At 48.7% G+C, this 14480-nt stretch carries 14 protein-coding genes and 1 tRNA gene; 12 read left to right on the forward strand and 3 right to left on the reverse strand.

The genetic code is table 11. The features are described from left to right. Positions 1 to 38 precede the first annotated feature (38 nt). The 12 genes from QMD03_08665 to QMD03_08720 all read left to right on the forward strand — a co-directional run bounded on the left by QMD03_08665 (position 39) and on the right by QMD03_08720 (position 11049). On the forward strand, positions 39 to 2126 hold the full coding sequence (locus tag QMD03_08665; GenBank protein MDI6777286.1) for a response regulator: 2088 nt from the start codon (positions 39 to 41) through the stop codon (positions 2124 to 2126). A gap of 55 nt (positions 2127 to 2181) precedes the next feature. Continuing rightward, positions 2182 to 3012, forward strand: a complete 831-nt coding sequence (locus QMD03_08670) for a protein-glutamate O-methyltransferase CheR (protein MDI6777287.1) — start codon at positions 2182 to 2184, stop codon at positions 3010 to 3012. Beyond that, positions 3009 to 3647, forward strand: a complete 639-nt coding sequence (locus tag QMD03_08675; protein ID MDI6777288.1) for a chemotaxis protein CheB — start codon at positions 3009 to 3011, stop codon at positions 3645 to 3647. The genes QMD03_08670 and QMD03_08675 overlap by 4 nt, the downstream gene beginning before the upstream one ends. After that, positions 3634 to 5757 (forward strand): response regulator, encoded by a 2124-nt coding sequence (locus QMD03_08680; protein MDI6777289.1) that lies wholly within the window; start codon positions 3634 to 3636, stop codon positions 5755 to 5757. Before QMD03_08675 ends, QMD03_08680 begins: the two co-directional genes overlap by 14 nt. Before the next feature lie 633 nt (positions 5758 to 6390). Then, positions 6391 to 7254: an STAS domain-containing protein gene (locus QMD03_08685; GenBank protein MDI6777290.1), complete on the forward strand. Its 864-nt coding sequence runs from the start codon at positions 6391 to 6393 to the stop codon at positions 7252 to 7254. Positions 7255 to 7259: 5 nt separating this feature from the next. Next, positions 7260 to 7637, forward strand: coding sequence for an STAS domain-containing protein (locus QMD03_08690; protein MDI6777291.1), 378 nt, complete (start codon positions 7260 to 7262; stop codon positions 7635 to 7637). Next, entirely contained in the window at positions 7624 to 8025 is a 402-nt protein-coding gene (locus QMD03_08695) for an anti-sigma regulatory factor (GenBank protein ID MDI6777292.1), read from the forward strand. Before QMD03_08690 ends, QMD03_08695 begins: the two co-directional genes overlap by 14 nt. Further along, positions 8013 to 8429 carry an anti-sigma regulatory factor gene (locus QMD03_08700; protein MDI6777293.1) on the forward strand — a complete coding sequence of 139 codons (417 nt, stop codon included), beginning with the start codon at positions 8013 to 8015 and terminating at the stop codon, positions 8427 to 8429. Before QMD03_08695 ends, QMD03_08700 begins: the two co-directional genes overlap by 13 nt. A 7-nt stretch (positions 8430 to 8436) precedes the next feature. Further along, positions 8437 to 9027: a SpoIIE family protein phosphatase gene (locus tag QMD03_08705; GenBank protein MDI6777294.1), complete on the forward strand. Its 591-nt coding sequence runs from the start codon at positions 8437 to 8439 to the stop codon at positions 9025 to 9027. After that, a complete protein-coding gene (locus QMD03_08710) occupies positions 9024 to 9173 on the forward strand; it encodes a phosphatase RsbU N-terminal domain-containing protein (GenBank protein ID MDI6777295.1) in 150 nt (49 codons plus the stop codon). Before QMD03_08705 ends, QMD03_08710 begins: the two co-directional genes overlap by 4 nt. 50 nt (positions 9174 to 9223) lie before the next feature. Next, positions 9224 to 10630 carry an HD domain-containing phosphohydrolase gene (locus QMD03_08715; GenBank protein MDI6777296.1) on the forward strand — a complete coding sequence of 469 codons (1407 nt, stop codon included), beginning with the start codon at positions 9224 to 9226 and terminating at the stop codon, positions 10628 to 10630. A 345-nt stretch (positions 10631 to 10975) separates the two neighbouring features. Beyond that, positions 10976 to 11049 (forward strand) — tRNA-Arg (locus QMD03_08720). A 45-nt stretch (positions 11050 to 11094) separates the two neighbouring features. Here the strand turns inward: QMD03_08720 and uvrB are convergent. The 3 genes from uvrB to QMD03_08735 all read right to left on the reverse strand — a co-directional run. Then, on the reverse strand, positions 11095 to 13089 hold the full coding sequence (uvrB, locus tag QMD03_08725; protein ID MDI6777297.1) for an excinuclease ABC subunit UvrB: 1995 nt from the start codon (positions 13087 to 13089) through the stop codon (positions 11095 to 11097). Between the two features lie 67 nt (positions 13090 to 13156). Continuing rightward, positions 13157 to 13384: an adenylate/guanylate cyclase domain-containing protein gene (locus QMD03_08730; GenBank protein ID MDI6777298.1), complete on the reverse strand. Its 228-nt coding sequence runs from the start codon at positions 13382 to 13384 to the stop codon at positions 13157 to 13159. Positions 13385 to 13977: 593 nt separating this feature from the next. Beyond that, positions 13978 to 14480, reverse strand: a 503-nt coding sequence (locus QMD03_08735) for a hypothetical protein (protein MDI6777299.1), incomplete at its 5' end; no start/stop codon positions are given.

Here is a 14480-nt window from a genome sequence, read left to right on the forward strand (position 1 = left end):
ACTAAAGTCTTCGCCTGAAGGCGAGGGTTTTTCTCCCAATCCCCGAGGGGGACAACAAATCAGAGTTTCTCTCCAACATGTCCCATGAGCTCCGGACTCCGCTTAACAGCCTCCTGATCCTTGCCCAGCAGCTCGCAGATAATCTCGAGGGCAATCTGACAGGCAAACAGGTTGACTTTGCAAAGACCATTTACGGTTCGGGTAACGACCTCCTGACTCTGATCAATGACATTCTTGATCTCTCAAAGGTAGAATCCGGAAAGGTGACACTCGAGCTGGGAAATGTCTTTTTCACGGAGTTGAGAGACCATGTGGATCGGACCTTCCGTCATATGGCGGACAACAAGAGTTCAAGGTTCACTATCGAAGTTGACCCGAACCTGCCGGCATCAGTATATACCGATGGGAACCGTCTGAAACAAGTACTCAAGAATCTGCTTTCGAACGCCTTCAAGTTTACGGAAAAAGGTGAAGTTAAACTGCGAATGGCCCAGGCAACAAAAGGATGGAGCTTTGACCATAAAATCCTGAATCAGGCAAGACGCGTGATCGCTTTTTCGGTAACTGATACCGGGACCGGCATCCCACTGGACAGGCGGATGGTCATCTTTGAGGCATTCCAACAGGCTGACACAGGCACTGCCCGCAAGTATGGCGGCACAGGGCTGGGGCTTTCGATCAGCAGGGAGATCGCACGCCTCCTCGGAGGAGAACTCTGCCTTATGGAGAGTGAAGTCGGCAAGGGAAGCACCTTTACTCTCTTTCTGCCCGATGAGTATATCTCCTATAGGGCGCTGCAAGAAGGTGAAGCTTCCGAGGAGCCGAAGGACAAATGGTTTGAAGAGATAAGCCCTGAAGCAGCAGATAAAAAAGCGGTAAAGGGGATATCCTCTGCCAGAAAAGATGTCTTGCCCATTCATATCCCCGATGATCGGCAGGTAATACAAAAGGGAGAGAGGGTAATACTGATTGTTGAGGACGACCCTCAATTCGCAAAAATACTCCTCGATATAGCCCATGAAAAGGGCTTTAAGGGAGTGGTGACACCCGAGGGTGGTAATGTCCTGGAATTAACCAGACAGTTCAAAGCCGATGCGATTACCCTGGATATCCGCCTGCCTGATGTGGACGGATGGACTGTCCTCGACCGTCTGAAACTCGACCCCGAACTTAGACATATCCCTGTGCATATCATTACTGTAGAGGAAGAACGGTTACGCGGACTTCAGCGCGGGGCCTTTGCCTATCTCGAAAAGCCGGTGAGCAGAAATAGACTGGATGAGGCATTTTCAAAGATTGAGGGCTTTATCAAAAAGCCGAAAAAGAACCTGCTTGTGGTAGAAGACAATGACGATGAGCGTAAGGTCATCGTAGGCCTGCTTGGAGATGGCGACATCAAAATTACAGCCGTTGACACGGGTAAAAAGGCCCTGGATGCGCTCAAGAAGGATCAATTCGACTGCATGGTGCTCGACCTGAGGCTCCCGGACATTTCAGGCTTCGAGGTCATGGATGAGATGGAAAGGGACCCCGCCCTTTCCGAGATACCGATTGTTGTTTTTACAGGGAAGGGACTCACCCAGAAAGAGAAGACCCGGCTTCAGCAGAAGGCAATGTCGGTAATCGTCAAAGGCGCCGGCTCCGCAGAGCGACTCCTCGACGAAACTGCCCTTTTCCTTCACAGGGTAGCCTCAAAACTGCCTGAACCCAAGAGAAAGATGATCGAGAAGCTCTATCAGGCAGATTCGGCACTCCATGGTAAGAAGGTATTGATTGTGGATGACGATGTCAGGAACATCTTCGCCCTGACCACTTTGCTTGAGCGGTATAACATGGAAATCCTCTCCGCTGAAAACGGCAGGGATTCCATCAAGATTCTCAATGAGAAGAAAGACATTGATCTGGTATTGATGGACATCATGATGCCTGAGATGGACGGATACGAAACCACAAAACGGATACGGAAGATTTCTGAGTTCAAAAATCTCCCCATCATCGCACTCACGGCAAAGGCTATGAAGGGAGACAGGGAAAAGTGTATCGAGGCCGGTGCCTCGGACTACATAACAAAGCCGGTAGATACAGGACAACTCCTTTCACTGATTAGGGTGTGGCTCTTTAAGTAATAGGAGGCAGGAGGCAGTTACTGCCTACTGCTTCCTGACGTCGTAAGGAGAACCTATGAAGTCGTCCAACAAAGAGGTCGAGGAAATCGAGATTGGCCTGCTTCTGGAGGGAATATACCGTCAATACGGCTATGATTTCCGCGACTACGCCCCGGCGTCCCTGAAACGGAGGATATTGAAGGCAATGGCTGATGAGAAACTGAACACAGTTTCCGCCCTTCAGGACAGGGTGCTCCATGACCCTGCCTGCATGAAGCGGTTTCTGCTTACCGTATCCATTGATGTAACATCCATGTTCAGGGACCCGGGATTTTACCTTGCCATAAGGAAAAAGGTCATACCCCTGCTGAGAAACCAGCCCTTCATACGGATCTGGGATGCAGGCTGTTCCAGCGGCGAGCAGGCTTATTCCCTTGCTATTCTGCTTGAGGAGGAGGGACTGTATGGTAAAATAAAGGTTTACGCCACCGACTTGAATGACGAACTTTTAGAGAGGGGAAAGGCAGGGATATATCCGCTGAAAAAGATGAAGGAATATACGGAAAACTATAAAAAGGCAGGGGGAAGCATGCCATTTTCTAATTATTATACCGCAAGGTACGAGAATGCCCGGTTCAAGTCATCTCTGAAGAAGAATATCGTCTGGGCACCGCACAACCTTGTTACCGACGCCTCTTTTAATGAATTCCACCTCATACTCTGCCGTAATGTAATGATATATTTCAATAGATCCTTGCAGAACAGAGTCCATAAACTATTGTATGAAAGTCTTGCCATCTCCGGCGTTCTGGGTCTGGGCAGTAAGGAATCCCTCAACCTTACGCCCTATGATGATTACTATGAGGAGCTGGATGGAAGGGAGAAGCTGTATAGGAAGATCAAGTGAAGGGCAAACTCACGGTGCAGAAACCAGAAATCAAGGGGCTCGTAGTTATCGGCGCCTCACGGGGTGGGATGCGGGTTTTGGAGAAACTGCTGTCCGCCCTGCCGAAAGAGTTCTCACTGCCTGTGGTTGTGGTACAGCATCGTGGAGGAGACACTGAAGACGTGCTGGTCAGACTTCTTCAGGAACATTGCGCCCTGACGGTAAAAGAGCCTGAGGACAAGGAGGTCATACTGTTAGGGCATGTCTACCTTGCGCCTGCGGATTACCATCTGCTTGTGGAAGGCGATCACTTTGCCATGTCCAACGCAGAGCCTGTCTGGTATTCAAGGCCGTCCATAGATGTCCTCTTTGAGTCTGCGGCTGATTCATACGGAGAGCGGGTTATCGGCGTGATTTTAACAGGCAACAACCAGGACGGTGCAAAGGGCCTTGCGGCCATAAAGAATCAGGGCGGGACGGCCATTGTTCAGGATCCGGCAACCGCAGAGGCCCGGGTCATGCCTGAGGCAGCCATTGCCGCAACTAATATTGACAGAATACTGTCTCCCGAGAAGATAGGTCCTTTTCTGGTAAAACAGGGCACGGAACATCTGCAGCAAAAAGGGATTAACAGGTGGCACAATGGAAAACAATAAAAAAGTAAACATACTTATCGTGGATGACTTACCGGAAAACCTGACGGCGATGGAAGCCATCCTGTCCGACCTGAAACAGAATATTGTAAAGGCTTCCTCAGGTAGGGAGGCCTTAAGATGCCTTCTCAAGCAGGAATTTGCCGTGATCCTTCTGGATGTCCAGATGCCGGAGATGGACGGTTATGAGACAGCAGAAATGATCCGGCAACGCGAGAAAACACGGTATGCTCCGATAGTCTTCGTCACGGCTAGCGACAAAACCCAGGATCGTGTGGTTAGGGGCTATTTCGTCGGCGCAGTGGATTACCTGTTCAAGCCTGTTTCGCCTGAAATACTGAAGGCAAAGGTATCGGTATTTATCGAATTGCATAAGAAGACGCAGGCACTGGCCCGCTCAGAGGCAATGCTGCGACGTCTGAACGAGACTCTGGAGAAGGAGGTGGCGGACCGAACAGCCGACCTTAGGTTGGAAGTCGCAGTGCGCAGGCAGGCAGAGGAAAAAGCAAATCAAGAGGCAGAGATAAACAAGGCACTTCTCAGGGTTGCTGAATTATTGAGCACAACATTTGAAAGGGAAGATATCTTTAAGAGGGTTATAAAGATACTCCCTTCTATCCTCGGGGGCGATAAGTTTTTTATCTTTTCCTATAGTGAAGAACTCAAAGCCTTCATCCCTGTCAGCCACCACAAAGTATCAGCAGATTTAATGCCCCTTTTAATACGGGTAAAGTTGACTCCGGATATTCCCTTTGTAGAGGAGATACTGAAAGGAAAGATTGTGATTATAGAGGATGCCTGTGAAAGCCCTTTATTCCCCAGGGATATGGCAGATACCTTTAGTCTGAGGTCATTGATGATTGTTCCGGTATTAAGCAGCGGTAAGGCTGTTGGGATGATTGCTGTAGACAGAGGAGCGGGAGAGAAACCCTTTACTGACAGAGATAAGGAGATCCTAAAAGGCATAGTATCTCAGGTTGCGACAGCCCTCGGGAACTCATCCCTTTATACGGAAACATTGGAGAAGGCGGTGGAGCTCAGCCGGGGGATAGAGCTTATCTCAGTGATGCACGAAATAGACAGGACGATCCTTTCAGCACTGGATTCCCAGGAGATACCTGAAAATACAGTAATGCTGATAAACAGGGTTATATCATGTGATAGTGCTACTATTCTTCTTGTGGATGAGGAAAGGCAGGGGTTTGTCTATACGGCTGGTTTTGGATTAACATCTATTCCAAAAGGTGCATTTGTGCCGTTTGGGGATACTACTGCAACAAAGGTTGAGAAAACGAAGAGAGTTGAGTATATTGCCAACCTAAAGGAGATTAAGGAGCCCCTTCCTTTTGAGCAGACGCTTATCAAGGATGGATTTCTATCACATATAAGTATCCCTTTGCTGGCAAAAGGTGAGGTTGTTGGAGTATTAACTGTTGGTGCAAAGAGAACATCCGCCTTTACCCTTGAAAACCTTTCAACCATAGGAAAACTTGCCTCCCAGATATCTGTAGCGTTAGAGAATACAAGACTTTTCACAGACCTTAAGGAGCTCTTTTTAGGGACAATAAAAAGCCTCTCATCCGCTATAGATGCAAAGAGTTCATGGACAAAAGGACATTCAGAGAGGGTTACAGAATACGCTGTGGGGATAGGAAGAGAGCTGGGTCTGAGGGATAAGGAGTTGGAAGACCTTAAGATTGCTGGGCTTCTTCATGATATAGGTAAGATTGGCACATACGATATTCTCCTTGATAAAGCAGCGAGACTTACAGATGAAGAGTATGAGATGGTCAAGAAGCACCCCGGCCAGGGAGCTAAAGTTCTGGAACCGATAAAACAGTTGAAACATGTAATCCCGTGGATAAAACATCACCACGAACGCTACAACGGGACAGGTTATCCTGATGGACTGAAGGGAGAGGAAATACCGTTAATGGCAAGGATCCTTGCGGTTGGTGATACCTTTGATGCTATGGTTTCTGATAGGCCCTATAGAAAAACCCTTGGCATGGAAAAGACGATTAAAGAAATTAAAAAATGCTCAGGCACACAGTTCGATCCTGGGGTGGTCGGGGCGTTTTTAAGGGTTTTTGGGCAAAAGCCACGTCATTAACCCGAAGGCACACGTACTACATCAACCGCAGTCCGCTCGCTCAAAAAATTTTAGGGCCAAGCCCAAGCAGGCGGGCAAAAAGGAAGGGGGTTGGGGGGAAGGAATTTTTGCCCGCCTGCTCTGCCCGCCAAAGGCGGGCTGGGGCGGGTCTAAAAGTCAAAATCGGGATTTTCGTCAAAAAAAAGTTCGGATTTTAACCAAAAGGTACCGCCAATTAATTTTGCCCCTTATTCAGAGAAGTGTGACAATTCAAATTCTGAATAACATCGTAGTAATGAGTTTATCCTTGACATGACTAAAGAGGTTTGATAGGCTTCTTACATGAGAAAGGTAGCATTTATGCCCAGATATTTACGCAACTATAGGTTGTTGGCACAAAAGTTGCTCTCTCTCCTTAGAAGAATTTCTGCAAGGGACCCCTGTCTCTTCTGGAGATCAATTATTAATCGAAAACCCAAAGGCCGGTTATATGCACCCTTTGGGTTTTTTGTTTTCAGATTCTGGTGAAAGGAAGGGGGTGATGGCAATATTCGGTGTTGGTGATTGCCCCGGTCGAAGCGATCCCTGAGCGGCAATTATGGAAAGCTCTGTGGGGCAACGATAATGTTTCTTAATCAAGAAAGGAGGAAGAAGATGGCTAAAAAAGAAAGCTTGAGCATTTCAGAGGTATTGGCAAAAAAGGAAAGGGAGATACTGGATGCATGGACAAAGGCGCAGGCTGACGCGCCTGCACTCAAAAAGGGTTTGATTACAGAAAAACAACTAAGAGAGGAGTCTGCCCAGTTCCTGAGGATTCTGGTCAGAGCTATGGCAGGTGGAAACTTTGAGGATGTAGCCGCTCCTGAGTATGATGAGGTCAATAAGTTTCTGGCCAGCCTCTCTGGAGCCAGGGTTTCCCTCGGTTTCTCGCCGTCAGAGACAGCGGCCTACATATTCTCCCTTCGACAAACTGTTGTCAGGACTTTGCAGGAGGAGCTCGGTAACCAGCCGGAGGCGCTGATCAAGATGGGGTTTGAGTTTTCTGTTCTCCTCGACAAATTAGGCCTTATTACCTTTGAGACCTATGTAAAAGCAAGAGAGGAGGTTATCAAGGAGCAGCAGAAGTCCCTTCTGGAAGTTTCGACCCCGGTGATTCAGGTCTGGGATGAGATTCTGATTCTTCCGCTTATCGGAACCATTGACAGCACCAGGGCCAAGCAGATAATGGAAAATCTCCTTGAGAGCATTGTAGCCACTAAATCTTCTATGGTCATCATGGACATCACCGGGCTTCCGGCTGTGGATACCGAAGTGGCGAACAGGCTGCTCCGGGCCATGCAGGCAGCAAAACTCATGGGCGCAGAATGCGTCCTGACCGGCATCAGCCCGCAGATTTCTCAGACCATAGTTCACCTTGGCGTTGATCTGATGGTTGTCACTACCCGTGCGAGTCTGAGAGACGGACTGGAGCTTGCCTTTAAGAAGTTAAAGCTCAAGGTAACAAAGACGGAGGGATAGATAATATGGATAAGTTCCCGATATTAAAAATGGGGGATGCCCTCATCCTGACCTTGCAGACAGAACTCCACGACAAGGTGGCGCTCAGGCTTCAGGAGGATATCCTGCAGAAGATCTATGAAACCAGAACAAAGGGTCTGGTGATAGATGTGAGCGCGGTAGGGGTAGTGGACAGTTTTATGGGAAGGATGCTCTCTGATACGGCAACCATGGCAAAGACCATGGGTGTGGAGACCGTGCTGGTGGGGATTCAACCGGAGATAGCCATCACCTTACAGGAAATGGGGCTGGAACTGAGGGGGGTGCATTCAGCCCTTAACTTAGAGAAGGGGATAGCCCTGCTGCAGGGTATGGGGGGGGAGGCGGGCGATGGAGGAGATTAAAGAGGTCAGCATCAAGAGCAGCGAAGACATTATCCTTGCCCGCCAGGCTGCCAGGGAGATGGCAAAAAGGCTCGGTTTTGGCCTGGCAGACCAGACCCGCATCACCACCGCTGTTTCAGAACTCAGCCGCAATATATATCTTTTTGCCGGAACAGGCAGGTTGGTTATTAAGGCCCTGTCCCAGAGCAACAGAAAGGGGATGGAGATTGTGGCAGAGGACAGGGGACCCGGTATCCCGGACATCGAACTGGCCATGCAGGACGGCTACAGCACGAACAAGAGTCTGGGTCAGGGACTTCCAGGCACAAAGCGTCTTATGGACGAATTCGAGATAAAGAGCGAGGTCGGGAAGGGGACCGCTGTGACGATCAGGAGATGGCTGAGATAAATCGGGCTGATAAAAAAAAGGTCATATACATAGAAGAGGAACACCATGTGGATATGGCCCGGCGGGCAGCGAGGGAATGTGCTCAGCTTATGGGATTTGGAGAGATAAAGACAGCGCTCATCGTCACTTCTGTCTCAGAGCTTGCCAGGAACATCCTTGTTCACGCAGGCAGGGGCACGGTCACCTTCAGGACGGTCTCGACGGGCGAGAAAAGGGGGCTGGAGTTCGTCTTTTCCGACCAGGGGTCGGGGATAGAAGACATCGAACGGGTCTTAAGGGGCGGATATTCCACCAAAGGGTCCTTAGGCATAGGACTGTCAGGTGTAAAGAGGATGATGGATGAGATGGAGATAAAATCCAGGCCCGGGAAAGGGACGACAATATGGATAAGAAAATGGCTGTGAGGTCTTTATGGAATTTGGCATAGTAAATCGGGCATTAAAAGGTCAGAATCTCTGTGGCGATGCCTATTTCATCAAGGAGTTTGGGAATAAAGCGTTGATTGCAGTAATAGACGGCCTGGGCCACGGGTCTGATGCCGCTGCTGCTTCTAACGCAGCCGTAGAGCACATAAAAAACAATTATCAAAAAAGTCTCACAGAAATCATTAAGGGCTGCCATGAAGAGATGAAAAAGACCAGGGGCGCGGCAATAGGGATAGCCCTGATTGATCTAAAAAGCTCTGCTTTAAGATATGCCGGGGTCGGAAACATAGAGGCGAGGGTGAAGAGCCGGACCGTGATCAGGCCGATCTCTGTAAGCGGCATCCTGGGTTATAACCTTCGCAAGGTAAGGGAGGAGGAGTTCCCATATAGACAGGGGGACATTATTATCCTCCACTCGGACGGCATATCCACAAAGTTTGACTTAAACCTTTATCCGCCGGAATTCCTTGGGCGGCATCCCCAGACAATAGCCGAGAGGATCGCTGCTGAGTTCGGCAGGGAAAGTGACGACCTCACCATTGTGGTGGCCCGGCAGGATAAAATGGAGAGAAGATGATCGGTCATCAAAGACGCGAGGAATATTCGACGGCATTAATCCGGCACCTGAAAAGAGGCGATGAGGACTGCCTGTATCGGCTCTATGAATTGAGCAAGATCTTCATGGATGAAGGGGCAAGCCCGGGGGACATCCTTAATGGCTGATAAGGCTTTGTATCGAGCCAAGGCAGAGGGCAGAGACAGGGTCTGTGTATATGAATGATAGGATGATGATGGATAACCAGTTAAGTCTTAGCTATAAAAAGATCCTTGCTGGGTACCTGAAGACCGGCCAGGAGACAGACCTCTACCATGTCGCCCAGTTCGGTAAAGAGATGATGAACAAGGGGATGGGTCCTGAGGTTGTAGTTGAAATGCATCTGGATGCTCTGAAGAAAATCAATAAGGCAGAAAAGGCATATCCCAAAAAGGCCATTGATGACTCCTTCACCGTGCTTATGGAAGGGATCATGGCCTATGGCATGGCATACAAGGAATTTTTTAATTCCAGGACAGAGGGCTATCTGGCTGAGATCAGGGAATTGAACAAGAAGTTGAGTGAAAGGCTGGCCGCGATGACTGCCCTCTATGAGACCGTAAAAGTAACAGTCTCTTCTCTTGACCTGGAGGAGGTGCTTTCATCTGTCTTCAACAGTGCTGTCAAAACCCTGGAAGCAAATGCTGGCTCCCTGATGCTTCTTGACCCTGAAGAGGGGATTTTAACCATAAAAAGGGCGCACGGTCTGGATGAAGAGGTCATCAGAAAGACGAGAATTAAGATGGGAGAAGGCATTGCAGGGATGGTCGCCCGGAGCGGTGAACCCATGGTCTTTCATGGAAAGGTGAATAGTCCACAAATTAAGGGCAGGATGAAGTATGATAAGGTAAACTCCATCTGCGCCCCTTTAAAGACCAAGAAAGGTATTGTTGGCATTGTCAACCTTAATCGGAAAGAAGATTCCGAACCCTTTACAGAGGATAATTTAACGCTCCTTTCCTCCATGGCGCACGAAGCGGCATCTGCCATTGAAAATGCCGGCTTGTATAAAGATCTGCATGAAAGTTACCTCAGCACTATCCGGGCACTGGCATCCGCGCTGGAGGTAAAAGACTCTTATACAAAAGGCCATTCCGATGCGGTGGCGAGGTATGCGGTGAAGATAGCAAAGAGACTGGATCTGCCCCCTCATGAGATAGAGGGCATTGAGGTGGCAGCCATCCTCCACGACATTGGAAAAATCGGCATCCATGAAGACATCCTTAATAAACCTGGAAAATTAGACAACGAGGAGTGGAAGGAAGTGAAAAAGCACCCTGAATCCAGTCTGAAAATTTTTGAGGATATCAACTTCCCCTGGGACATTAGACCTATTGTCTATGCTCATCATGAAAGGTATGACGGAAAGGGTTATCCCTGCGGGCTGAAGGGAGAGGAAATCCCATTGGGTGCGAGGATACTTGGCGTGGCAGACCTCTATGATGCGATGACCTCTGACCGCGCCTATAGAAAAGGTCTGAGTAAGAAAACGGTTATTGAGGAGTTGAAAAGGGTGGCTGGAACCCAGCTTGACCCAGGAATCGCAGAGGTCTTTATCGAGATGTTGACGAAGGGCGAAGTGTAGAACTGTAAATCAACTCAAATCCAGAGCCTGCCCATGCTATCCCGCCTTTAGGGCAGGTGAGGCACTTTCTACCAGTTTTTCGGGCAAAATATATTTTTCGGGCAGGCAGTATTATAAAAAGAATTTGCCGTCAAAAGAAAAATTTGATAAGATAATACGTGAAAACTTGAAATCGTGCAATTCGAAAGGGTCACTTCTGCTGGCGGGCGGAAGGGGGGTCAGGGGGAATTTCACCCGCCCCGTGTCAGTTTTTTGCGAAATCGGTTCGGATTTTTTCCAACGCACACCGCCAATTGAGACTAACATCCGTTTCGGCGAGGAGAGAAAACGGTAAAAAGCATCAGCGCGCCCATGGCTCAGATGGATAGAGCGTCGGACTACGAATCCGGATGTCGCAGGTTCGAATCCTGCTGGGCGCGTCAGATTAAAAGAGAAATTCTCAGATCAACTACCGCTCAGTCTGTTCACCCCACTGTTAGCATCAGGCTGGAGAGTTCTTTGATCTGGTCGCGCAATGCTGCCGCCCTTTCAAACTCAAGATTCTTTGCCGCCCTTTTCATTTCCTCTCTTAATTGCGTGATCTTGGAAGTGATGTCTTCCTCTGAAATGTATGCCTCCATCTTCTCTGAGACTATCGGCACCGTTACGTAATCGGCCTCGTAAACCGAGGTCAGGATACGAGAGATAGATTTTTTGATGGTCTCCGGTGTTATATGGCGCTCCTCATTATATCGCTGTTGCATCGTCCTCCTTCTGTTCGTCTCGCTAAGACATGCCCGTATCGAATCAGTTACCCTGTCGCTATACATGATGACCTGGCCTGATACATTTCTGGCAGCCCTTCCACTGGTCTGTATCAGTGAGCGTTCAGAGCGCAGAAACCCCTCTTTATCAGCATCAAGAATGGCTACCAGAGAAACTTCCGGAATATCGAGCCCCTCACGTAAAAGATTGATCCCCACCAGGACATCAAACTTACCGAGTCTCAGATCACGAATAATGTTCACCCGCTCCAGGGTATGGATGTCGGAATGGAGATACCTCACCCTGACCCCGAGACCCTGGTAGTAGGAGGTGAGGTTTTCCGCCATTCTTTTGGTGAGAGTGGTGACCAGGACCCGTTCGCCCTTCCCCTCCCTTTCACGGATCTCCCCGAGGAGATCGTCAACTTGGTGGTGTGCAGGTTTCACAACAATCTCCGGATCCATCAGGCCGGTTGGCCTGATAATCTGTTCCACCACTCGTCCACCGGCTTTCCTTAATTCATAGTTGGCGGGAGTAGCCGAGATGTAGATTCTTGGGTGGCGAAAGTTTTCGTATTCTTTAAACATCAGGGGACGGTTATCAAGTGCAGAGGGGAGTCGAAAACCATAATTGACAAGGGTCTCCTTACGCGATCTGTCACCTTTGTACATCCCCACCAACTGGGGTATGGTAACGTGACTCTCATCGCCGATGATCAGGGCATTGAGAGGGAGATACTCCATCAGGGTGGGGGGCGGCTCTCCTGGCTTTCTGCCGGTGAGATGACGGGAATAATTTTCAATACCCTGGCAGTAGCCCATCTCTTCCATCATCTCGATGTCGAATCTGGTCCGCTGTTCCAGCCGCTGGGCCTCGAGCAGCTTGTTCTGTGCACGCAACTCCTCAAGTCTGACCATCAGTTCCTCCTTGATGGAGGCAATAGCCATTCTCATGTTGTCCCTCGTCGTCACATAGTGACTGCCGGGGTAGATGGACATCTTATGGGGATGGATCAGTTTCTTTCCCCGGAGAGGATCTACCATAGAGATGGATTCTATGGTGTCTCCCAAAAATTCTATCCTCATTGCCCTGTCTTCCTCGTAAGGGGGGAAGATTTCCACTACATCACCCCGGACACGGAAGGTGCCCCGGTGAAAATCAATGTCATTGCGCACATACTGGATCTCCACCAGCCTCCGTAGCATCTCATCCCGGGGGAGTTCCATACCCTCTTCCACCGTGAGCAACATGCCATAATAGGCCTCGGGAGAACCGAGTCCATAGATACAGGAAACACTGGCCACAATAATGACATCATTCCGCTCTAAGAGAGAATGGGTGGCAGAATGGCGCAGTTTGTTAATCTCTTCGTTAATCGCGGAGTCTTTCTCAATATAGGTGTCTGTACTGGGGATATAGGCCTCGGGCTGATAATAGTCATAATAGCTGACAAAGTACTCGACGGCGTTTTCGGGGAAGAGGGTCTTGAATTCTTCGTAGAGCTGGGCTGCTAAGGTCTTGTTATGGGCGATGATCAGGGCAGGCCTCTGGACGGCCTGGATCACATTGGCGATGGTAAAGGTCTTGCCCGAACCTGTCACACCGAGAAGCACCTGATGGTCGTACCCCAACTCCAGGCCCTCGACCAGCCGTGCAATCGCCTGCGGCTGGTCGCCCTTTGGCTCAAATTCCGTCACCATGCGAAATTTGGTCATGGAATTTCTTAATTGACTTTTAGCTAAGGGGGGGTTTTCTCCTGTCTGCGTGCAACGCACAGGCAGGCTATATTTTTCCGATGACACTGGAAACATCAAATCTTCTTTCGATACCTTTTATGGGAAGAAGGGCCATCTTTTCTACCTGGACCATGTCCTGAACTTGCCTGTATGTTTCATCACAGATCAGGATCTGATTTTTTCCGACAAAGCGTTCCAGTCTTGATGCCATATTTACAGGGGGACCGAAAACTGTATACTCCCTTTTCCTCGAAGAACCGAATATCCCCGCCATTCCCTTTTTTCTGTAATTCAGCAAAAACCTGTTCAGACACAAACTGCTTCAACCGCTTCTTGATATTATATTACTGAACCTGTGCCCCCAGCTCAATGTTTTCAAAAGGCTTTGTTAGAAACCCTTCTATGCCCGCATTGAGAGCTTCAATAGCGATCTCCATGATGGCATAACCGGAAGCATTATCCTGGTGATCTCGGGATTAATCCTCCCTGTTTCTTTGAGTGTTTACACGCCATCAATGCCAGGCACCTTAAAATCGGAGATCACCGTTTCTATGTTTTTACCGATATTCTGAACAATCATGATAGCTTCCTTTCAATTGGCTGCCAGGAAGATCAAATAACAACGAATTGAAACGACCACTTCGGGTCGTCTCAATCCTTATTGGTTAGCGCTGCTTTCAAGGAATCAAGTCTCTCGTCTTTTATGCCTTCACTTCAAACTACTTTTGAGAACATGAGTTATTTCCTCCTGTCGGATGGACTACCTCTCTTTTCTTGCTTTCGCCACCGAGCTCTTTAAGAGGTCAAGTGTCCATCTCGGTTATTTTACACCAGTTTTCATTTGCGTGTAGAGGCTCGACTACGACTTCATTCAATATCTGCCAATTCCATAATCTTTACACTCATTAGATTCTCGCGAACTTTTTCGGGCTCAGGAACCTCGATTATTGTGTTCTCGTTAAACTCGTAGCCCCACTCCATAAGCTCGTATGTTTTATCAAAATCTCCTTCTTCTATAATATCGGCCCGGAGCGGCAGGTTTCGCTGACTCACAGTAGCATATTCAACATCGTGGATGTTTTCGACGAAGTGCCGAATCTTTCGCATACTCACCCTTGGATTCACGCGGTAAAACCAAAGAAGTACTCCCGCTGTTATATACCGTAAATCCCTATAGCGAGTCCGCAGCATGTTGACCCCTATGTAAACTCGCTCAAGCCTATGCAGATGATCAAGTTTATGAGACTGATGATTCCTCTCTGGAGTAAGATCGGTGAGAATAATTTGTCTATTAGTCAAACGGGACACAAAGTCACTTCTGTCTTTCATCCGGCGGAAAGCCTCTTCCACTTCCCACTTATCCCAGAAAC

This window comes from Syntrophales bacterium, assembly GCA_030018935.1.
Classification (GTDB): domain Bacteria; phylum Desulfobacterota; class Syntrophia; order Syntrophales; family CG2-30-49-12; genus CG2-30-49-12.

What these genes read in the sequence shown, in the direction of transcription:
- QMD03_08670 (MDI6777287.1), top strand. Translation starts at nt 2,182, where the DNA reads ATGAAGTCGTCCAACAAAGAGGTCGAGGAAATCGAGATTGGCCTGCTT.
- QMD03_08680 (MDI6777289.1), top strand. Translation starts at nt 3,634, where the DNA reads ATGGAAAACAATAAAAAAGTAAACATACTTATCGTGGATGACTTACCG.
- QMD03_08685 (MDI6777290.1), top strand. Translation starts at nt 6,391, where the DNA reads ATGGCTAAAAAAGAAAGCTTGAGCATTTCAGAGGTATTGGCAAAAAAG.
- QMD03_08690 (MDI6777291.1), top strand. Translation starts at nt 7,260, where the DNA reads ATGGATAAGTTCCCGATATTAAAAATGGGGGATGCCCTCATCCTGACC.
- QMD03_08695 (MDI6777292.1), top strand. Translation starts at nt 7,624, where the DNA reads ATGGAGGAGATTAAAGAGGTCAGCATCAAGAGCAGCGAAGACATTATC.
- QMD03_08700 (MDI6777293.1), top strand. Translation starts at nt 8,013, where the DNA reads ATGGCTGAGATAAATCGGGCTGATAAAAAAAAGGTCATATACATAGAA.
- QMD03_08705 (MDI6777294.1), top strand. Translation starts at nt 8,437, where the DNA reads ATGGAATTTGGCATAGTAAATCGGGCATTAAAAGGTCAGAATCTCTGT.
- QMD03_08710 (MDI6777295.1), top strand. Translation starts at nt 9,024, where the DNA reads ATGATCGGTCATCAAAGACGCGAGGAATATTCGACGGCATTAATCCGG.
- QMD03_08715 (MDI6777296.1), top strand. Translation starts at nt 9,224, where the DNA reads ATGAATGATAGGATGATGATGGATAACCAGTTAAGTCTTAGCTATAAA.
- uvrB (MDI6777297.1), bottom strand. Translation starts at nt 13,089, where the DNA reads ATGACCAAATTTCGCATGGTGACGGAATTTGAGCCAAAGGGCGACCAG.
- QMD03_08730 (MDI6777298.1), bottom strand. Translation starts at nt 13,384, where the DNA reads ATGGCGGGGATATTCGGTTCTTCGAGGAAAAGGGAGTATACAGTTTTC.